Source organism: Hyphomicrobiales bacterium (assembly GCA_039989895.1).
Lineage (GTDB): Bacteria > Pseudomonadota > Alphaproteobacteria > Rhizobiales > JACESI01 > JACESI01.
On the sequence record JBDXGY010000001.1, the window covers coordinates 55297 to 76335 of the forward strand.

Below are 21039 nucleotides of genomic sequence, written 5' to 3' on the forward strand. Positions count from 1 at the left end.
CTGATCGAATATGCTAAATTTCCCCTATGATCGCGCGGCCCACAAAAACCATCATAAATTTATTGGCTCTTTTCGCTCTTATACCCGCGCAAATCGCCACCAACGCATATGCCCAAACTGAGCTTGAAATTATAGAAACCGCCAGCGATTTAATTGATCATTGTTACAACGCACGCGTCCAAACAGCTAAAGCCATATCAATTAGCCAAGATGCCGAGGTTGTTCTCGATGATGGAAGGCACCTAAAATTCGCAGATATTTTTTTCCCGCGCACCTCTACTGATAATCAAATACCCAAAGAAACAATCCAATTTTTGAAGAGCCATCTTGCCAGTAAAACGATAACGTTTTTAGCATCCCAAAAACCGGATAGATATCGCCGGATACCCGCACAGATCATTGTAAACAATGTAGATGGTTCAAAAAAATGGTCCCAGTCGTACATCATAAAATCGGGCAAAGGTCTCTTCATGCCTGAGCCACAAAAAAAGCCCCGTAAGGACTATTGTGATAGTGATGATCTCAAACAAGCGTTACAACAACACGAGAAGCAAAATACATCACACAAGAATACGCACCCACTTGCACCTCTTTATGCATCACACAATAAAGTTTTATGGCAGTTGGAGGGAGATTTTGCGATTATTGAAGGCGTCGTATTAAAAACACATAGTTCAAAGAATAATATATTTTTGAATTTCGGAGATGAATGGAAAAGTGATTTTACAGCTGTGATTTCTGGAGATAGCAAAGGATCACTCCAAAAACACTTTAAATCAGTTTCTAATCTTATGGGGAAGCGGCTGAAATTGCGTGGTTTTATAGATATATACAATGGGCCCAGTATGCGAATCGATCACCCATTACAAATAGAGATGCTGCACGAGTGATAAATCAATTTTATAGCAAGACAATCAAAGATCGTGATGGATTTTCATCCATCCGAACGCTCGCACTATGTTTGATCGCACTCATCATTGCTGGTTGTGCAGAACTAGGCCTTGTACGCGGCGGTGCTGATAGTAACAAACCGGTGCTAGCGACAGTTAACGGCAATGTTATTGAAACTAAAAAAATCCCACCAAAACCTCAACGGCGGGTCAACACAGCTTTGATAAACGCAGCCCGCGAGGAAGATAAAAGGATTATTGAGACCTTCGGGGGAGTCTACTCCAATCAAAGCGTAGAAAATCAAATTGCGCGCATTGTATCAAAACTTGTGGCTAAATCTGAGATACCTTCGCAAGACTTCCAGATCACAATTCTAAACTCCCCAGCGGTGAATGCTTTCGCCTTGCCGGGTGGGTTTTTATATGTGACCCGCGGGCTTCTCACGCTCGCAAATGATGCATCAGAAGTTGGCGCCGTCTTGGCCCATGAGATGGCTCATGTCACAAGCAAACATGGCCAAGCGCGCCTCAAACAGGCACGCAAAGCGGAACTCATTTCAAAAGCTGTAGAAGGTGTTATTAGCGATTCATCAACACTGGAATCCATTCAACAGCGCGGCCAATTAAGCCTTGCAGCCTTTACACAATCGCAAGAACTCGATGCTGATGTTATAGGCGTGCGCAATGCAGGCCGTGCGGGCTATGACCCTTATGCTGCTGCAAGATTCCTTGAGACCATGGCGCAATATCAAAATTATCGCACGACAGCGACTATTACAAACAAGACAGCAGCTCCAGACTTCTTATCTTCTCACCCGTCAACACCGCGGCGTATTCAACAAGCGCGCATTTCCGCCCGACAATTCGGCGCCCCTGGTTTTGGCAAAAGAGATCGCAATACATATTTAAATGCACTCAACAATACTGTTTTTGGCGATGACCCTTCTGAAGGTTTCGTTCGTGACCGCTCTTTTTTCCATCCACAATTGAGGTTCACATTTTCCGTACCTGCTGGCTATATTATAGACAATAGGAGAGAAGCGGTTTTGGCGAGAGCAGAGAACGGTGACTCCATACGCTTTGACGGCGTTCAAATACCCGGTAATCTGACATTATCCGATTATATGCAAGCAGGCTGGCTTGTCGGACTTAACCCTCAATCTATTAAAAGCTTCACAATCAATGGCGCGCCAGCAGCTTCAGCAACGGCGGCAGTTGGTGAATGGAGTTTCAAAATTACCGTCATTCGCTCTCAAAACTCAACATACAGGATGATTTTTGCAACCAAAAAGCCTAGCCTGAAATTTGACCGTGCCGTCAGCTCTACTGTCACAAGCTTTCGCAGTTTAAGCGCGCAAGAAGCAAGTAATCTGTCACCGCTGCGTATCCGCATCGTTAAAACAAAGCGTGGTGATACCAGCTTCACCTTATCAAGAAGCATGCGAGGATTGGTGGCAAATCCGGATCAGGCTTTCACCGCTTTAAATGGATTAAAGCCGGGTCAGGCTATTCCACCTGGCACTCTTGTGAAAACAATAACCGATGATATTTCAGGATAATTAAGGGTGATGAATTGAGATGGCGGACTGTTTAAGGGCGACTAGCCACTAGTTCACAAAGAAAGAAACATCCGCGTTTTCATTCAACAAAGCCTCTTTCATTTTTTTCATCGCGCGGTTTTCAATCTGCCTAACGCGTTCTTTTGAAATTCCCAGAGCATTGCCAAGCGATTCCAGAGTTTCACCATCTTCACTCAAACGTCTATTTTGAATAATGCCTAGTTCACGCTCAGACAGGACTGAAAGAGCGCATTTCAACCAATCAGTACGGCGTTGACCGTCTATGTGATTGCGGGCAATCTCATCAGGAAGTGGCAAATCTGAGGCTAATAAATCCTGCCTTTGCGTATCCGATCCCTCATCGTCGCTCACCGGCACATTCAACGACTGGTCCGTCCCTGAAAGGCGTGAGTCCATCGCAGCCACATCTTTGGTGGAAACACCAATCGCAGTTGCAATCTCTTGATGCAGACAATAACCGGACAAGCCGTTTTCTCCTTGCCCAAGGCGGGCACGCAAACGACGTAAGTTAAAGAATAATGCTTTTTGAGCTGAGCTTGTTCCACCGCGGACAATCGACCAATTGCGCAAGACATAGTCCTGCATAGATGCCCTAATCCACCATGTGGCATAGGTTGAAAACCTAATCTCACGAGCAGGTTCGAAACGGGACGCCGCTTCCAAAAGTCCAACATGCCCCTCTTGAACAAGATCGTTCATAGGAAGTCCGTAGTTGCGCATTTTGGCAGCCATGGAAACAACCAGCCGCATATGGGCTTGGGCTATTTGGTGCATAGCCTCTTGATCGTTGTGCTCTTTCCAACGAATAGCAAGATCTTGTTCTTCTTCACGAGAAAGATAACGGGCTTGCTTAACAGCCTTCATAAATTTCACGGGAGGTTCACCAAACGCGCTCATCTCGATCTCCTACTTACTGGGTTTATATAATTACGCAAACCAAGCAGTGTTAGATCATAACCAACTCTCAAACGGATCAATCCGTAGAAAACGAGCAACAAAAAACCGATCTGGGTTACCCAGACCGGTTATAAATACATTCAAAATCACAGAAATTATGCAGCAGCTTCCTGTTTGCCGTCTGCATCCGTGCTCGAGGCGGCCTCTGTAGCTGCTTCCTCAGCAGCTTTAGCACCACGCCGTGGACCTTTATCAAGGTTTTCTTTTATTTTTTGAATACTTTCAGTCAATGAAAGCTTTTCAACGGCTGAAATTTCACGAGCCAAACGATCAAGCGCTTGCTCATAAAGTTGGCGTTCGGAATATGATTGTTCTGGCTGATCTTCAGCGCGGAAAAGATCACGCACAACCTCAGCAACAGAACCAATGTTGCCGGAATTGATTTTCGCTTCATATTCCTGCGCACGGCGGCTCCACATCGTACGCTTAACCCGCGCACGGCCTTGAAGCGTCTTCATTGCTTTCGCCATAACTGCGTCTTCAGAAATTTTACGCATGCCCACTGATTCAACTTTAGCCGTTGGAACCCGTAATAGCATTTTATCTTGTTCAAATTCGATAACAAAAAGCTCTAGCGTAAGTCCCGCCACCTCTTGTTCCTCGATATCAATAACTTTACCTACTCCATGTGAGGGATAAACAATAAACTCACCTGTTTTAAAACCTTGACGCTGTGTTATTTTTTTAGTCGTGGTCATTCGGTATCTTACTCCTAATTTGTTTATCAGCGTTTCAAATAAAAAGCACAAGATCAAGGAGTTCCCTTTTCTCATACCCTACACACCCCTAAGGGTATGATATTTGAACTGAAGCGACACTTTTCGGCTTGCTCTTAACGGGCTTCAATTAAATCCCGCTAATAACGCCCAAAGACGCCTTACTCAATTACAACTCCGCCACAGTATAGGCACCCAATTAGCCCCATCTTCATTGAAGTTGGAGCTATTCAAAATCTTAACAAATTAAGAGATTTTGTTTTCCTTAAATGAGGAATAAATAGGACGATTAGACTGCATTAGAAATTACTTATAACACAAAAACGCTTAAAAAACAACGCTTGATTGCCTTGCAGCCTAAGGTTGTGTAGATAGGGTTAAAGCACCCTAATTAATTCATGAAGCATTAACTAAGGTTAAACTTAATCACCTTCACCGGGCTTTGCTGAGAAATACGCTTCCAGCTTACCGGTCTTGCCATCAAACTCTTCTGCTTCAGGCAAAGGATCTTTTTTCTCAGCAATATTCGGCCATTTTTCAGCATAGTCGGTATTAATTTTCAGCCAATTTTCAAGACCCGGTTCAGTATCGGGCTTAATTGCTTCTGCCGGACATTCAGGTTCACATACGCCGCAATCAATGCATTCATCTGGATGAATAACCAACATGTTTTCACCTTCGTAAAAACAATCAACCGGGCACACCTCAACGCAATCGGTATATTTACATTTGATACAATTGTCCGTCACAATATAGGTCAAGGTATTCTCCTGAATTCTGGCCCTGCTTGAAACCAAAACAAGCCTGACACCCATCAAATTTGATGAAACATATAATCGTCACCGCGCATCTATCGCTTTTTTGAAAAAAACTCAAGGCAAGTGTACTGCGCACGATGGATTTAAAAGAGTATTTCTTTCTAAAATGCCAGAAAACAGACCCTTCAACGGAACCCATCTTTGAATTCGTCAATCTTTCGTCTTTCTCGCTTGTCCGGACGACGCTCTGGTGATGGTGTGCGCTGCATACGCGCTTCTGCGCTCTCCTGATCTTCTGGTGGTGTCAAATCTTCATATAAAAGCGCCGCCTCGGGTGCTGGACCACGTCGCGTGCCAAGTGCTGCAACTTTCAAGATGCGAATGCGTTCGTGGATAGCAATCGTCAAAACATCATCCACTTTAAGACCATAGCTAGCAGAAGATACTTTGTCGCTATTCACCCGTATATGGCCTGCTTGAACAACTTTTGAGGCCAGTGAGCGCGATTTTAAGACACGCGCATACCAAAGCCATTTATCTATTCTCAGCTTTGGTGTTGCGTGATGATCCATGACACCAATTATTTCTTGGCTAACCCCGCCTTCAAGGCCGCTAGTTTTGCAAAGGGTGAATCTGGATCCATCGGCTTTTCTTTGCGTGGCTTGTTTTCACTCTTATTATTTTTTTGCGAATGTTTATCGCCACCCTTACGCGATGGCTTAGCATTTTTACCACGCTGACCTTTATGACCTTGTGCGTCCTTATTATGCGCCTTGTGTGTGCGCTTATTAGTGTCACGATTTGCCGGTGCCGGACGCCAGATTTCAATAAACACTGGCTCATTTGCCTCGGTAGGCGCTTCCTCAGCCTCACTCTCAGATTCAGCCACAGAGGCCACTTCAGTGGCGGCTGGCTCTTCAGCAGTAGTTGCTGCTTCAGTGGATGCATCACTCGATTGTTCTGTTTCTGGGGCAGTTTTTTCTGTGGTCGCGTCTTTTTCTGAGGGCGATGCAATGTCAGCTGCCAACACACCATTGTCTATTGGCGCATCACCGCTTTCACTTGCTGTTTCTTTTTTCTTCTCAACCACTTTGCGTTTTTCAAAACGATAACCGAGCGATTTAAGAACTGAAGTAAAATCCTCACCTGCGCATCCAAGCAATGATGTCATATCCACCGTCACTGTAAATCCAAACTCACGCAAGGCGCCCTCTGGCGGCTCTGTTTCATTTGTACTCGGTTTCCAGTTAAGAAGTGGGCGAATGATGTCCGCAAGGCGTTCTAAAATATCCACTCTAACCGCACGGTTACCAGCCACTTTAAACCCTGCCACACGATAGAGAGCCTCTGGCACTTCAGGATCAATGGCAAATGAGGTGCGCCCTGCAGCCGAAAGTGCGGGCACCTCGCTAATACCTTTATTATCTAGCTTATCTTCCTTCAGCCCCCATAAAAGAGCGACAAGAGTAGCGGGCGCAGGCTTCAAAAGAAGCGGAATAAAAATGTGATAAGCCCCAAAACGGACTCCGAATTGTCTGAGCGAACCACGTGCGGCTTGATCAAGGTTTTTAATATCCTCAGCAACATCACGACGATCCAGCACCCCAAAAGCCTCAACAAGCTGAAACGCGATACCACGCGCCAAGCCTTCAAAATCTTCCGATTTTCGAAGATCAACAAGCGGCTGCAACACAGTGGCGATATGGGCATCAAGCCACAAGCGCAATCTGGTATCGACCCGCTCTGCCGCAGGCCCCGTTAATTGCTCATCGGCAAGCACGATAAAGTTAGGCGCTAAAATATCATCACTCGCAGTGATGCGGGCAATAACCGCACCAAGCCAGCGAATAGACCCATCTGATGAAATTAAAAAGGCTTCATTTGGGGCTTTGTCTATGCGCTGTGAGCGTTTTTCAATTTCACTCGCCAAAGCTTTTTGAGCCGCAGCACGAACCGTTTTTGCCTCGCTCCCAGATGTACCATTCGTGTCAGCTGAAAACCGCAGTCCTTCCAACGTTCCAATATTTTCCCCTTCAACGATAACATCGCCATCATGGGTAACTTCCGCCTCAAGCATAGTGCTTTCTTTCAATTTCTTCATTAAAACGCTCGTACGTCTATCAACAAACCGCTTAGTCAAACACTCATGTAAAGCATCTGATAACCGATCTTCTACATCACGCGCCTCTTCTCGCCAAGCAATAGCATTCTCCAACCAATCACTTCTGTTAGCAATATATGTCCATGTACGGATATGCGCTATCCGATTCGACAATGTATCTATATCGCCATCTACCCTATCTGCACGTGCAATTTGGCTCGCCAACCATTCTTCGCGCACCCAACCCTCTTTTTGCAAGTGCCCATAAACGGTTAATACCAGATCAGCATGTTCTGCTGGTGATATTTTGCGATAATCGGGCATCGAGCAAACATCCCAAAGCTTGGCCACATCCTCGCTTGTGGTTGTCATATCCCGCACATCAGCATCACGCATAGCTGCTTCAAGCGTGACTATATCATCACCAACTGGGCTTTTGACGAGCATCGCTGATTTTGGGGCAGCGTCCAGACTGTCGCGTAAATCCTTGAGGGAAGAAAAATCAAGCTTGCCCGTGCGCCACTGAAATACTTTCAGCGGCTCAAATACATGGGATTCCAATTGTTCCACAAGGCCAACATCAAAACCTTCAACCCGCGAGGTCACACCAAAGGTTCCATCGCGAGTATAGCGCCCTGCCCGCCCGACAATCTGACCAAGCTCTGCTGGCGTTAGGTCACGAAACTGAAAACCATCAAATTTGCGTATCGCTGAAAGCGCCACATGATCCACATCAAGATTCAACCCCATGCCAATCGCATCCGTTGCCACCAGATAATCTACATCACCATTTTGGAAAAGCTCGACCTGCGCATTGCGTGTACGTGGGCTAAGAGACCCAAGCACCACAGCCGCCCCACCACTTTGGCGTCGAATAAGCTCCGCGATCCCATAAACATCTTGAGAAGAAAAGGCGACAACCGCAGAACGGCGCGGCAAACGGGAGATTTTCTTTGGCCCAGCATAGATGAGATCAGAGAGGCGCGGACGCACACTCACATTCAGCCCTGGCATCAAATCTTCTAAAATAGGCCTAGCCGTGGCTGCGCCAAGCAGTAGGGTTTCATGGGTGCCACGCATGTTTAAAATGCGGTCAGTGAAAATATGTCCCCGCTCAAAAGAATGGGCGAGTTGAACCTCATCAATAGCGACAAAATTAACCGCAATATCAAGCGGCATCGCCTCAACAGTACAAATCCAAAAGCGCGGCTTGGCTGGTGTTATTTTCTCTTCGCCGGTAATCAGTGCGACATTATGTTCGCCCACCTTAGCAACAACCTTAGAATAGACCTCACGCGCCAAAAGCCGTAGCGGTAGACCCATCATACCGGTTGGGTGCTTGACCATCCGCTCAATCGCCAGATGGGTCTTTCCTGTATTGGTTGGTCCCAATACAGCTGTCACACCGCGCGTGGATGCAACCTTCACAGCTTCAAAAGCACCTGTCACTACATTGATCGTCATGGTTCACAGTTCGATGGGGATTAAGGTTCAATGAGGTTCTAATACGACCCCGTGTCTCATAATAAGTCACATACCGTCATAACCCAGCTTAACCTATAGCGCACCTGATCTTTTTGTCTTGGTCAAAAGGTTATTTATTAATCTTAGGAACATGGCAGGAACAAAGGGCGTCCGAATCAGTGATTCAAAAATGTTTTCTCTTTGTTCTACGCTAAATATGGAAAATCAACGCCATTATCCAACCACATATTGAATCTAACCGATTCAAATATAAGGCTTTTTTGGAACCATTGGTTAACAGCCTGTGACCTCGGTGTTTCACAAAGAGTCAAAGCGCTTAATGAAACATTACAACATGGCTGCCACACCTGACTCTCTTGTTAAGAATTGGATCGAGAGGGGAACAAAGCCTGTTCGAATCAGGAGAATAAACGATGTATTCGTTTTGTTCATTTAGGAATTGAGCACATATAGTACCTGACAAAAGAACAATAACTATTGCGATGTCCTACACAGCTTGCATGGCGAACGAAAAGGTTAACTCGGCCTTATTTTATCCTGTAACTCTCAACCCACGCACGCATCAACAGCCAGACTTAAAAGTATAAACAAATTATGAGCGTGGCTTGAACCAAGCAAGGCTGTTTCTTAACGAATAGAGAGAGAAAGAGAACAAAGGCTGTCCGAATCAGGAGAACTGGGAGTATTCAGCATTTGTTCCCACAAGATCGTGTATTAAATACTGAGTTCAGCACTAATTTTTGTAGGCAATTCATAGTGTTAATGCTGCAAGTATTAACATGATGTCAAATATCTGGCTCACATTGAAACACGTTGTGGAACAGACATCAACACTCACAGGCGCCAAAGCATAAGATCAAGAAATACAAAGAATAATCGATATTTAATTTGATTTCGAGGCAACCTTACCGCCAAGCGTTAAATCAAATTCACTGACACCAAGCGTCAGCGTACCAAATTTGGTTCCAACCTTGATATTAACAGGAACAAGAACCGGTAGACCTGAGATTGGCGCAAGCCAAAGCTCCATCTTCGATTTGTTTTTTAGATAAACTGTGGTCGATCGGTTTGGCCTATGCCCCGCTATTGGGAGGTAGAATGCTTTGCAGATAACCACAGGCCCTTTGTAACCATTACCTCCGCCAAGGCTCACTTGTCGCATTTCTTTATATCTAAGCTTAACATCAAAACGCTGCCAACCATCAAAAACCGGTATAGTACGATTACAGGCAGCTTTCGGCTCAATTCGGCCATCTTGACCAAGCGGCACCATGAAAGCAGACAAAGGATCAAGAATATTACGCCAATGTTGGCTTTTTACTGGAATGCGGTCCGGCTTCTTAGATAAAGGCGGCGCGGCAAACAGCTTTTTAATGGAACCTGACGCCATCTTCATGCGTACCTTGGTAATCAGGTTTTCTTCAATGGTGTCCATATTGAAATTGGACGGGATAACTTTACCGCGACGCAAATGCCCAGATGTTGAAAAGGATCCTTTACCATCTGACACAAGACGGCTTACCCCAGCAGTACGACCACTGGCATCAATATTAAAACGATTCCCATCGAATTGTGATCTCAATTTTAGAACGCCGATGGGGACAGCCGCAATTGCCATGGTGTATTTGATATATACGTTGGCCTTTTCTGCAGCAGCCAAATCAGTAGTCGATACAAAGCACAGACTGCAGGCCGCAATCAAAGCCGCCTTCAAACTTTGCCTTGGCTTGATTTTTACTGATAACAAGGAACTCATCCCTCCGGTATCTAATATACAGTTAAAGAGTCATTTCATCAGACAAAATACAATGATGATGTTACATACATTAACACCTAAAACGCGGCGCTTCGACAAATCAGTTGCACTATATAATGGCAACAAACATTTAGGTAGTAAAATTTTGCATGTTGATCGTGTTATTATGCCCCTCGTGACTTGACGAAATGAACTAATATCCGTAGAAACGGGCAAATTTTCCGACATTGTCGTCGTGAGACAACGCTCAAGTGGGCGAAACCTCTTGGTTTAATGCACGAATACAAAACAGTTTAAGGCTTCGGCCTTGTAAAAAAGGATTACCCTCATGGCTCGCCGTTGCGAACTCACTGGAAAAGCCGTTATGTCAGGCAATAACGTAAGCCACGCTAAAAATAGAACGCGTCGCCGTTTTCTGCCAAACCTCAACAATGTAACATTGATGAGCGAAGCGCTGGAACAAAAAGTATTTTTGAAAATAAGCGCGAGCGCTCTTCGCACAGTTGAGCACCGTGGCGGTCTTGATGCCTTCTTGCTGAAAGCCAAAGAAGCAGAACTTTCAGATCGTGCAAAGCTCATCAAGCGTCAGCTTGAACGTAAGCTTGCTGAAGCTGCTGCATAAAACATATCTAAATATAATATTTAATTGAGCCCGGTGACGGGCTCTTTTTCATTTCTGCCCACTTCAACTTAGAACAAATGGCCGTGAAGCCTCTTTATTCCCTGCGCATATGCAATAAACTGCGCAAAATATTTTGGAGGTATCAATGAACGCCATGCTTAGAAGAATGGGGCTTAAAAAACTGGCCTGGACCATCACGACAGCTGCATTTTTTACAACAGCACTGACAGGCGTTTCATCCCCATCCCTTGCTCAAACGCTCCAAGCGAACGAAAGCACAGCCTCAGATGCGATTGATGGCATAAGCATTGAAGATCTTTCAATGCTCACTCTTTTGGGTGGTGGCGACGAACGACAAGATGCCCTCGACAAACTCGTAGCGCGCGGAAATCTCGATATTGCGCCAACCCTTGTGATGTTCATGCGGCTTGGTGGTGAGTTCAGACCAATGGCTGAAGCTTTGCAAAAATTAACGGGCACAAAGATTGATACATGGCGTGATGCCATGCTGTGGCAGGAGGCTCATCCCGAAGTTGTCCCTCATGCGACCTACCGCAAATTAAAATTACGCTTCCTCAATGCGATCGATGAAAATTTTGAGCAGTTCTTTGACCTCAAATATACATCGCGCGATCAAATGAAAATACGGCTTGAAGAAATCACATGGGGCGGCGTTAAAGTGGACGGCATTCCCTCATTAGACAATCCAAAGCTGATCAAAGCGTCAAAGGCCAAATATCTTATTCCAAGCGACCTTGTCTTCGGTGTTGAGATCAACGGCGATGCGCGCGCCTATCCGTTACGCATTATGGGTTGGCATGAAATGTTCAACGACGTCATCGGCGGTGTACCCGTAGCGCTTGCTTATTGCACCCTATGCGGCGCTGGCATTTTATTTGAGACACAAACAGATCAATTCAAAAAGCCGCTCGTCTTTGGCTCATCTGGTTTTTTATATCGCTCTAACAAACTCATGTTTGACCGAACAACCAAAACCTTATGGAACCAATTCACTGGCGAACCTGTCGCTGGCAAACTTGTTGACAAGAACGTCAAGCTAAAAATCCGGCCCGTCACAATCACATCATGGGAAGAATGGAACAAAGAACATCCCGACACAAAAGTGCTGTCTTTAAAAACCGGCCACAAGCGGAATTATGGATCAGGCGTTGTTTATAATGAGTATTTTTCAAGTCCTGATTTGATGTTCCCCACCATTGTGCGCGATGAAAGCCAGTTACAACGCAAGGATTTTATCTTTGGCATCCGCGAATTTGGTGCGGCCAAAGCGTGGCCAGTGGAGGCTTTCCGTAAAAGAAAAGTCATCAACGATACAATCGGCGCAACCAATGTTGTACTCATCGGCAATGCCGACACGCGCACTGTCCGCGCTTATGAGCGAGGGGATGTGTCGTTTGAAAATGGCGCATCAAGCAGCGATTTAAAAAGCAATGATGGTGATTGGAAAGTCACCGAAGATTTTCTAATTGGCCCTAATGGTAAAAAGTTCGCCCGCGTCTCTGGGCACGTTGCCTATTGGTTTGCATGGGATAGTTATCTCGGCGTGAAGAGTGAGCTTTACTCAGGCTAAACGCGCTTCATCCATGCCTGCAGCTCAAGTCCCATAAGGGCTAAACAATCGTTCACAATGCCAATTCGATGTAAAAGATTGTAGCTAGGGAACTTTATTCAACCTGCGTTTTGTTTTAAGCGCTGGCGCAAGGTGCGAAGGCGAAGCGCATTGAGTTTGATGAAGCCAGCCGCATCATTGTGATCATAATCAACCGCACCTTCTTCAAAGGTCACAAGCTCTTCGCTGTAGAGAGAATAAGGTGATGAACGAGCAACAAGCGTCACATTGCCCTTATAAAGCTTCAATGTCACCGTGCCGGTCACCATCTCCTGACTTTTGTCGATCAAGGCTTGCAGCATTTCACGCTCTGGCGAGAACCAGAAGCCATTATAAAGAAGCTCAGCATAACGCGGCATGATTTCATCTTTAAGGTGGGCTGCACCACTATCAAGCGTCAGTGATTCAATGCCTCTGTGCGCTGTCAGCAAAATTGTACCGCCCGGCGTCTCGTAAACACCGCGCGATTTCATTCCCACATAACGGTTTTCAACCAGATCAAGCCGCCCGATACCATTGTCATGGCCATATTTATTGAGCGCGGTCAGAATTGTTGCAGGGCTCATCGCCTCACCATTGATTGAAACGGCATCACCCTTTTCAAAACCAACCTCAATGATGGTCGCTTTATCGGGAGCATCTTCCGGCGCAATTGTGCGCGAATAAACAAATTCAGGCGCTTCAACAGATGGATCTTCCAGAACCTTACCTTCTGATGAGGTATGTAATAGATTAGCATCAACAGAAAACGGCGCTTCGCCGCGTTTGTCTTTAGCAATTGGAATTTGATTTTTTTCCGCAAAATCTATCAGTTTGGTACGGCTCAACAAATCCCATTCGCGCCATGGAGCAATCACCTTGATATCAGGATTGAGCGCATAATAACCAAGCTCAAAGCGCACCTGATCATTGCCTTTGCCGGTTGCACCATGACACACAGCATCGCCCCCTGTTTCAGCTGCAATCTCGATTTGACGTTTTGATATCAGCGGGCGCGCAATAGATGTACCCAAGAGGTAGACACCTTCATAAAGCGCATTGGCACGAAACATTGGAAAAACATAATCGCGCACAAACTCTTCGCGCAAATCTTCGACATAGATTTCTTTGATCCCCAGCATCTCAGCTTTTTTGCGTGCTGGCTCCAGCTCTTCACCTTGGCCAAGGTCCGCCGTGAAGGTCACCACTTCGCATTCATATTCCTGCTGCAACCATTTCAAAATGATCGAGGTATCCAACCCACCTGAATAAGCAAGAACAACTTTATTGATATCGGATTTTTTGAACGTGGCCATTTTTAAAATTCCTAAAAAGGGGCTTGATGATTTTCGCGCACTTTATCCATCATGGATGAATAGGCAAGCTAAACACTGGTATAAAGTGAAGATAAGTCGCTTCAAAAGCGATAAATTTACTCTCTCCAAGATTCCCTAAATTGATGCCTTGGTTTGCGTACGCCAACCACCAGCATTACGACCAGCAATCAACCAGTAAACAAGACCAGCAACAAACCCAGCAGCGAGAGTAATTACAAGATCTTGCTGTGGCGGGGTTTCATCGACATAAACACCACTCTCATTTAAGAGAAAAAGCCCTATCACGCCACCAGCTGCCACATGCACAAAGATAGAGCGCCAAGAAAAAGCCTCTGTAATCAGACCCGCAACGACAGCAGGGGTGAAGGCGGTCCATCCAATGTGGAAAAAAGCGATAAGGCCAAAAGCACCTGAGAATAAAAGCGTAATCACTTCTTCTTCTGGCGAGCCACCGTCAAGCCCCCCAAAATTAGCCCGCCACCCAATTATGCTCACGACAAGAGCTGCCATCGCAGCCATAGTCGCAAAACAATAGGCAAAGGCTAAAATAAAAAGTCGGGTCAAAACTCGGAAAAATAAAACCATTTTTAAGCGTCTAACAAATGTTGAATGATCTGCTCCGCATCCTGATCAGGCGGGAAAATCGGATAGAATGTTTTTACAATCACACCATCGCGCACAATCATGCTCATACGTTTAAGAAGTGTCATATCATCTACTTCAAAAGTTGGCAGCTTGAGCGCCTTTGCAAAAGTCAAAGCTTCATCAGACAAAAGCGCAAAAGGAAGATGCAGCCGCGCTGCCGCCTCTTTTTGATATTTTGTATCCTGTGTTGAAAGCCCAAATAAATGCGCAACACCATGAGTCTTCAATTCCTCAAAGTGATCTCTAAAGGAACAAGACTGCGGTGTACAACCGCGCGCACCGGGAATTGCATCCCAGTTATCAGGCAACGCCTTATCAGGACTACCCGTCATGGGATAAATATAAAGAACCAAAATGCCACGCAAGCTAGCCAATGAAACATATGTATCATCTGTTGTAGCGAGTTTAACATTTGGCAATGGCATGCCAACCAGATGGTCAGCTGCACCGTCATCAACAGGCGGTGCAATGGTCGTCCAATCAGGTTTTGCAAGATTTGTCATTGGTGCAGTCCCATTTTGATTTCATCAGGCAAAACGCTTAATCTTCAGTACCAACCATCGCCTCAAGCGCCAGCCGCTCGCGGATCGCCATGCGTTCGCTCTCGCTTTTCAACTGGCCACAGGCCGCCAGAATATCACTGCCGCGCGGTGTGCGAATGGGCGAGGCATAGCCGCCATGATTGACAACATCGGCAAAAGTTTCAATCTGCTCCCAATCAGAACATTCATAGTCAGACCCCGGCCAAGGATTAAATGGAATAAGATTGATTTTTGCCGGAATGCCTTTGAGCATTTTCACCAAGGCTTTGGCATCTTCCAAGCTATCATTCACACCCTTTAACATCACATATTCAAAGGTAATACGACGTGCATTATTAAGGCCGGGATAATTGCGACAAGCCTCAAGCAATTCAGCGATAGGATATTTTTTATTAATCGGCACCAAGACATCGCGCAATTCATCGCGCACCGCATGAAGCGAGATTGCGAGCGCCACACCGGTCTCTTCGCCAATGCGCACAATCTCAGGTACGACACCAGAGGTAGAAAGCGTGATCCGCCGTTTGGAAAGGCTGAGACCATCGCCATCAGCCATAATCAACATCGCATCGCGCACATTGTCATAATTATAAAGCGGCTCGCCCATGCCCATCATCACGACATTGCTGACCGAGCGCCCCTCACCCGGCACAATCGCGCCTTGTGGCGTATTCATCTCAGGAAAATCACCCAAGCTCTCACGCGCAACCAAGACCTGCGCAATGATCTCGCCAGCCGTTAAATTGCGCACCATCTTTTGTGTGCCTGTATGACAAAACGTACAGGCCAATGTGCAACCAACCTGAGAGGAAACACATAAAGTCCCGCGCCCTTCCTCAGGAATATAGACGGTTTCAATCTCTACCGGCGCACCAGCGCCAAGAGACGGAAAGCGCAGCAGCCACTTTCGTGTTCCATCTGTAGATATCTGTTCAGAGATAATTTCAGGTCGATCAATAGTAAAAGCATCCGCCATTTGAAGGCGCAAATCTTTGGAGATATTTGTCATCTCGTCAAAAGTTTTAGCACCGCGAATATAAAGCCAATGCCAAAGCTGACTTGCCCGCATCTTTTGTTGTTTTTCAGAAACCCCAATGCCGCCAAAAGCCTGTTTCAAAGCATCGCGCGTCATACCAATAACGGCTATTTTTGAATGATCCGATGCTTTAGGACGTGCATTGGATGGCATATCGACAAGATTAAGTGTCGCAGACATGGCGGTTCTCGCGTGGCTAGAAAAAAGCGTTATATCAGCGCTCCGTCTCTCACGCAAAGAAAAAGGCCGCACTCAAAGCACGGCCTTTTAAAAATCATTCTGACATTTCTAGTTTTAACCGCAAACAGATGCAATCTTATTCAATGCAGCTGAAATACCGCTAAGTGAATAGGTGTCTGTTGTGTTTGTTCCACGACGCGATGTACCTTTCACAACCATCTTGCTGCCAGCTTTCATTGCTGCAACAAGCTCTGCTTCCTGATTGGTGTTTTCCATCCAAGCGCCATCGCCTTTTGTAAACATCGAAAATGAATTACCATCAATTTGCGTTGATACTTTAGAGTCTAAAGCAAAAGGATAACCGATAATAACGCTCGCTTCATTTTTTACATTACGATTTTTCCAATGGGAAACCATAAAGAACACTGGATCGCGATTAACACCTGTAGGCTGTTGGTCTTTGGGCTGAGACGCCACATAACATACCTTGCCGTTCGCTCCATCAACTGAATAAGCAGCCCAATCCTTAAATGCCTCAACAAGCTTTGGCGTTTGCGCATTGGCTGTACCAAATGTTGTTAGAGCCAGTAGAGCTGCAGAAACCGAAACAACTAAAAACCGCATTTTATTCCTCATCTTTGATCTGAATTTCATTATAAGTTCAAGCAGTTAATGCAAACCACTCAAATACGTGAATATCGAATATCTAATTTTCCATGACACACTGCTAATGGAACTTACGTTTAACAATAGCTTATCGTCATTACTAAAATATGAATAAACCAGTCACTACAAACGTTAAGCACTATATCATTCTTGGATTAGACGAAAAACATTTTCGTATCTGATATTATCACGATGCAACAGAAATAAGGCATCATTGGGATGAAACAACAAAGCTTGATGAGAAACTAAACAAAAATTGCCATAAATTGACAAAAGAAGCACAACCCTTAATTGAATATAACAACTTAAAAGTGTATTATGTTGCAAGATAAAGTGTAATAGGCGTCTGTCAAATGACATACACAGCAAAGCAAAAATCAGATGAGCTCGCTAGCCAAATGGCTAGGCGAATGAATCTTATTGCGAAAAAGCGTGACCGCGCAGCTTTCACTAGCGTGTTCTCTTTTTATGCACCACGTATCAAGGCATTTCTCATGCGTGGCAATTGCTCTCCTGCATCGGCAGAGGAAGTGACTCAAGACGTGATGGTCACTTTGTGGCAAAAAGCACATACGTATGACCCGGAAAAATCATCGCTCGGCACTTGGCTTTTCCGAATTGCCCGAAACAGGCGCATTGACCTCATCAGACGCGATAAGTCGAACAAGTTGGATGCACAAGATCCAACCATGTTTCCGACGATTGAAGAAATAGATACTGATGGCATTGATGCGAGAGAACGCGATCAGCGCATACGCACGGCTATCTCAACGCTACCAAAAGAACAAATGCAATTGATACGCCTTTCTTTTTTTGAAGGTCAGCCGCACAGCCGGATTGCAAAAGAGCTAGACGTGCCGCTTGGCACCGTAAAATCACGCATTCGCCTAGCCTTCACTCGGTTACGCAAACAACTATCTGAAGACTGCAAAGTTGATATTGACTAATCACTTCGCCAGCCAATTACACTTCATCAGAATGAATCATTTTACCTGATCTAAAACGTGGCAATCCATGGATATGTTCTGGCACTTCCTCCGTCGGCCCTCCTGCTTTAACGGGGCGCTCGGCAAATTTGCCATAGGTTGCAATGCGGTCATACATAACTATAGCGCCCGCCGTCGCTACATTGATGCAAAAGCTTGTAGGAATTTTGATCACATAGTCGCATTTTTGTGTCATTGCCCGCGAAAGCGAAGCGCGTTCTGGCCCTAAAACATAAGCAGCGCGAGAGGGATGGCGAAAGCTTGGTAATTGAATAGCGTCATCGGTCAGTTCAATGCCCACCAATTTGCAATCTTTGGGTAGCTGCATGTCATCACAACTCTCCCAAGGGTAGTGAGGAATACTCTCGCTGGTGCGCGATGTATCTGCGCCAAATCGTGTCACCCGTGTATCTGCATTCACCGTGAAGAAAAAGCTCGCACCAAAAGCATGAGCGGTTCGCAATAAATTGCCAAAATTACCGGTTTTAGAAAGCCCTTCTACACCAACAGCAAAATATCCACGCATGTGTCTTCATCCTTATCAATCACGGGCTTATCAAGCGCCAGTTTGATCTATGAAAGCCGCTAGAGTTATACGAATGTGCGGTGACGTTTGGCTAGAGCCAAACGCATGTGGTCACAACAAAATTCATTCATCACTCTTACCTGAAAAAATACCAAGTCGCACAGTACTGTCTTGCTTGCGTGCTTCATAAGTGCCATCTGGCAAACGCGCTATATCAGCGCATCTTTTTGCACCTTGGATTGCACGTTTAAATTGGACACAAAGCGCAGAACCATTTTGTTCCCAGCGCCCCACATCCTCACCCACTCCATGAACGATAAGAATAGCAGAGCCATCTTTTGACAAGGTCAGATCACCGGAAAAACCATACCCAATCCACTCAAATGATTTCTCACGCACAACCATCCGGGATAGTTGGTCTTGTTCCAACTTAACGCCATTATCTTGTGCACAAGAGATGAGACCGAATGTTCCGGCTACGAATAAAAGCCACTTAAATATCATCGAGAGCTTTTTTAGCCTCATCGCGATGCTCGTCGGTTATATAACTGCGCAACCGCATCAAGGTTGCGGCAAGAACAGTGATGTCATCTGAAAAACCGAGACCGAAAATAAAATCGGGCACCACATCAAGTGGCATGACGAAATAGGCTAAGGCCGCAAGCAACGTTGCACGTACATGAAACGGTGTTTTGCTGTCTAGCGCACAATAATAAGCAGCGACAAGCTCACTGGAAAAGGGAATATAACGCAAAGCCTTGCGAAAGGTTTTCCAAAAATCGCGCCGCACATTTTCTTCATCATTGGCAGCACGGGCTTCATCAACGGGCGTTTTAACACCCGGTGCGATCACTTCACCCTCTAGAGGCTCATTCATCGACTTGGCCATAGCTTTGCTCCTCAATCAGAAAATACACCACTAAAGTGGGTGTTTATTTGCGACTTTACAACTCAATCCTTACCCGCAAGCATATCCATTCAAACAATGATGCTAAAGCGTTTTCGCGCTCTACATCGCTCAATCGTGTTGCCATTGAGTTATGCTTCATGGTTTGCTGCAACAGATTTACTGTACTTAAATATAGACCACCAAAGTAGGCCAGTCGATGACATCCGTTCTTTTTGTTTGTTTGGGCAATATCTGTCGCTCGCCTCTTGCTGAGGGTACATTCGCCCATCTCGTTGCGACGGCAGGACTTCAAGGACAAATTACTTATGATAGTGCGGGCAATGGCGCATGGCACGAGGGCGATCCGCCAGATCCGCGCGCCGTGCGCATTGCGGCAAAAAACAACATCGACATCTCAAATCAAAAATCCCGCCCGATGCACCTATCAGACTTCACTAATTTCGATCTGATCTTATGTATGGACTATGACAACATAATCAATGTGAACCAAATTTGCCCAGCCAATAACACAGCCACCATTGATTTATTTTTAAACCACGCCCACGGCACCAATACGGCTGTGCCGGACCCCTATTATGGCGGCAGTGATGGTTTTGAGCGCGTCTTTACTCAAATCATGGAAGCCAATCAGGCGCTATTGGAAAAACTGAGATAACCAGCCCAAAATCAACTGACTACGCAATGAAAGAAACACAGGAAAATAAGGAAAAATAATATGCAAATGCGAAAACTCGGCAAAAATGGCCCCCATGTATCGGCAATTGGCCTTGGCTGTTGGAGTTTTGCCGGAGCTTATGGCGCGACCGATGAGAAGGAAAGCCACGACACACTGACAAAAGCACTCGATCTGGGAATCACATTTCTTGATACCGCGAATGTCTATGGCGCGGGTGTTTCCGAGAAAACTATCGGCTCTTTTATCAAGGATAATCCGGGTAAATTCACCATCGCAACAAAAGCAGGCATTTACCGCGACCCAAAAACCAATATTCGCAGTTTCAACAATTCGCCTGAACATTTGCGTGAGGCACTGGAAAAATCACTCACCCATTTAGGACTTGAGCATGTGGACCTTTATTACATCCACAGACGCGAAGCCGAACGCCCTATCGAGGAAGTGATGGAAACACTTGTCAGCTTTAAAGAAGAAGGGAAAATAGGCGGGATAGGCTTTTCAGAAATCTCCCCAGCCTCCCTGCACCGTGCCAATGCGGTCCATCCAGTTTCCGCCGTACAAAGTGAATATTCCTTATGGACCCGCATGCCAGAACTTGGGGTTATTCAAGCGTGCAAGGAGCTAGGCGTTGCCTTCGTACCGTTTTCACCACTAGGGCGCGGTATGTTGAGCGATGTAATGCCAGACCCCTCAATGTTCGCTGAGAGTGATTTCAGAAAAGGCACACCACGTTTTAGCGAACCAAACTTTGGCTATAATGTGCGAGCAATCGAAAAATTCAAAATTTTTGCCCGTGAACGCGGCACAACGCCAGCAACACTAGCCATCGCATGGACCTTGGCAAAAGGGAACCATCACATCCCCATTCCAGGCACTCGCTCAGCCGGACATTTGGAAGAAAACGCATTGGCCGCGAGCCTAAAGATGACCACCGCAGATATGGAAGAAATTGATCAGATTCTACCCCCTGGCTTTGCTCATGGTGACCGCTATTCACAGGCCCAACAAGCGGGCGCGGAACGTTATTGTTAATTATCCAATGCTCTCCATATTAAGGTCAC

General features: G+C 45.7%; 21 protein-coding genes. 7 read left to right on the plus strand and 14 right to left on the minus strand.

Going from position 1 to position 21039, the window contains the following annotated elements; translation table 11 throughout:
- The first annotated feature begins 62 nt into the window (after nt 1-62).
- Complete coding sequence (locus ABJ081_00240; protein ID MEP6355095.1) at nt 63-890, plus strand: hypothetical protein; 828 nt, start codon at nt 63-65, stop codon at nt 888-890.
- Nucleotides 887-2449 (plus strand): M48 family metalloprotease, encoded by a 1563-nt coding sequence (locus ABJ081_00245; GenBank protein MEP6355096.1) that lies wholly within the window; start codon nt 887-889, stop codon nt 2447-2449. Before ABJ081_00240 ends, ABJ081_00245 begins: the two co-directional genes overlap by 4 nt.
- A gap of 48 nt (nt 2450-2497) precedes the next feature.
- On the opposite strand, the gene ABJ081_00250 is transcribed toward ABJ081_00245, so the two are convergent.
- The 6 genes from ABJ081_00250 to ABJ081_00275 form a co-directional block, all read right to left on the minus strand.
- The gene (locus ABJ081_00250) at nt 2498-3367 is read right to left on the minus strand and encodes an RNA polymerase factor sigma-32 (GenBank protein ID MEP6355097.1); all 870 of its coding nucleotides are present in this window, start codon (nt 3365-3367) and stop codon (nt 2498-2500) included.
- A 155-nt stretch (nt 3368-3522) separates the two neighbouring features.
- Nucleotides 3523-4125: a CarD family transcriptional regulator gene (locus ABJ081_00255; GenBank protein ID MEP6355098.1), complete on the minus strand. Its 603-nt coding sequence runs from the start codon at nt 4123-4125 to the stop codon at nt 3523-3525.
- 440 nt (nt 4126-4565) lie between these two features.
- A complete protein-coding gene (gene fdxA / locus ABJ081_00260) occupies nt 4566-4904 on the minus strand; it encodes a ferredoxin FdxA (GenBank protein MEP6355099.1) in 339 nt (112 codons plus the stop codon).
- 182 nt (nt 4905-5086) lie between these two features.
- The gene (locus tag ABJ081_00265) at nt 5087-5473 is read right to left on the minus strand and encodes an RNA-binding S4 domain-containing protein (GenBank protein ID MEP6355100.1); all 387 of its coding nucleotides are present in this window, start codon (nt 5471-5473) and stop codon (nt 5087-5089) included.
- 8 nt (nt 5474-5481) lie between these two features.
- Entirely contained in the window at nt 5482-8466 is a 2985-nt protein-coding gene (locus ABJ081_00270) for a helicase-related protein (GenBank protein MEP6355101.1), read from the minus strand.
- 904 nt (nt 8467-9370) lie between these two features.
- A complete protein-coding gene (locus tag ABJ081_00275; protein ID MEP6355102.1) occupies nt 9371-10234 on the minus strand; it encodes a DUF3108 domain-containing protein in 864 nt (287 codons plus the stop codon).
- A gap of 337 nt (nt 10235-10571) precedes the next feature.
- On the opposite strand from ABJ081_00275, the gene rpmB reads away from it, so the two are divergent.
- Nucleotides 10572-10865, plus strand: coding sequence for a 50S ribosomal protein L28 (rpmB, locus tag ABJ081_00280; protein MEP6355103.1), 294 nt, complete (start codon nt 10572-10574; stop codon nt 10863-10865).
- Between the two features lie 145 nt (nt 10866-11010).
- Nucleotides 11011-12456 (plus strand): DUF3179 domain-containing protein, encoded by a 1446-nt coding sequence (locus ABJ081_00285; GenBank protein ID MEP6355104.1) that lies wholly within the window; start codon nt 11011-11013, stop codon nt 12454-12456.
- Between the two features lie 98 nt (nt 12457-12554).
- Here ABJ081_00285 and ABJ081_00290 read toward each other — a convergent pair whose 3' ends face one another.
- From ABJ081_00290 to ABJ081_00310, 5 genes are all read right to left on the minus strand, one after another.
- Nucleotides 12555-13790, minus strand: a complete 1236-nt coding sequence (locus tag ABJ081_00290) for an argininosuccinate synthase (GenBank protein ID MEP6355105.1) — start codon at nt 13788-13790, stop codon at nt 12555-12557.
- A 135-nt stretch (nt 13791-13925) separates the two neighbouring features.
- A complete protein-coding gene (locus tag ABJ081_00295; GenBank protein ID MEP6355106.1) occupies nt 13926-14396 on the minus strand; it encodes a hypothetical protein in 471 nt (156 codons plus the stop codon).
- 2 nt (nt 14397-14398) lie between these two features.
- Nucleotides 14399-14959, minus strand: coding sequence for a peroxiredoxin (locus ABJ081_00300; protein ID MEP6355107.1), 561 nt, complete (start codon nt 14957-14959; stop codon nt 14399-14401).
- Nucleotides 14960-14996: 37 nt separating this feature from the next.
- On the minus strand, nt 14997-16214 hold the full coding sequence (gene rlmN / locus ABJ081_00305) for a 23S rRNA (adenine(2503)-C(2))-methyltransferase RlmN (GenBank protein ID MEP6355108.1): 1218 nt from the start codon (nt 16212-16214) through the stop codon (nt 14997-14999).
- Nucleotides 16215-16328: 114 nt separating this feature from the next.
- On the minus strand, nt 16329-16838 hold the full coding sequence (locus tag ABJ081_00310; GenBank protein MEP6355109.1) for an invasion associated locus B family protein: 510 nt from the start codon (nt 16836-16838) through the stop codon (nt 16329-16331).
- 452 nt (nt 16839-17290) lie between these two features.
- On the opposite strand from ABJ081_00310, the gene ABJ081_00315 reads away from it, so the two are divergent.
- Nucleotides 17291-17827, plus strand: a complete 537-nt coding sequence (locus ABJ081_00315; GenBank protein ID MEP6355110.1) for a sigma-70 family RNA polymerase sigma factor — start codon at nt 17291-17293, stop codon at nt 17825-17827.
- A gap of 16 nt (nt 17828-17843) precedes the next feature.
- Here the strand turns inward: ABJ081_00315 and ABJ081_00320 are convergent, their stop codons facing one another.
- The 3 genes from ABJ081_00320 to ABJ081_00330 all read right to left on the minus strand — a co-directional run bounded on the left by ABJ081_00320 (nt 17844) and on the right by ABJ081_00330 (nt 19269).
- Nucleotides 17844-18392, minus strand: a complete 549-nt coding sequence (locus ABJ081_00320) for an RNA methyltransferase (GenBank protein ID MEP6355111.1) — start codon at nt 18390-18392, stop codon at nt 17844-17846.
- Between the two features lie 123 nt (nt 18393-18515).
- Complete coding sequence (locus ABJ081_00325) at nt 18516-18896, minus strand: hypothetical protein (GenBank protein MEP6355112.1); 381 nt, start codon at nt 18894-18896, stop codon at nt 18516-18518.
- Nucleotides 18886-19269, minus strand: coding sequence for a YkvA family protein (locus tag ABJ081_00330; protein ID MEP6355113.1), 384 nt, complete (start codon nt 19267-19269; stop codon nt 18886-18888). The genes ABJ081_00325 and ABJ081_00330 overlap by 11 nt, the downstream gene beginning before the upstream one ends.
- 229 nt (nt 19270-19498) lie before the next feature.
- Here ABJ081_00330 and ABJ081_00335 point away from each other — a divergent pair, with 229 nt between their 5' ends.
- The gene (locus tag ABJ081_00335; protein ID MEP6355114.1) at nt 19499-19957 is read left to right on the plus strand and encodes a low molecular weight protein-tyrosine-phosphatase; all 459 of its coding nucleotides are present in this window, start codon (nt 19499-19501) and stop codon (nt 19955-19957) included.
- 60 nt (nt 19958-20017) lie between these two features.
- On the plus strand, nt 20018-21010 hold the full coding sequence (locus tag ABJ081_00340; GenBank protein ID MEP6355115.1) for an aldo/keto reductase: 993 nt from the start codon (nt 20018-20020) through the stop codon (nt 21008-21010).
- Nucleotides 21011-21039 lie beyond the last annotated feature (29 nt).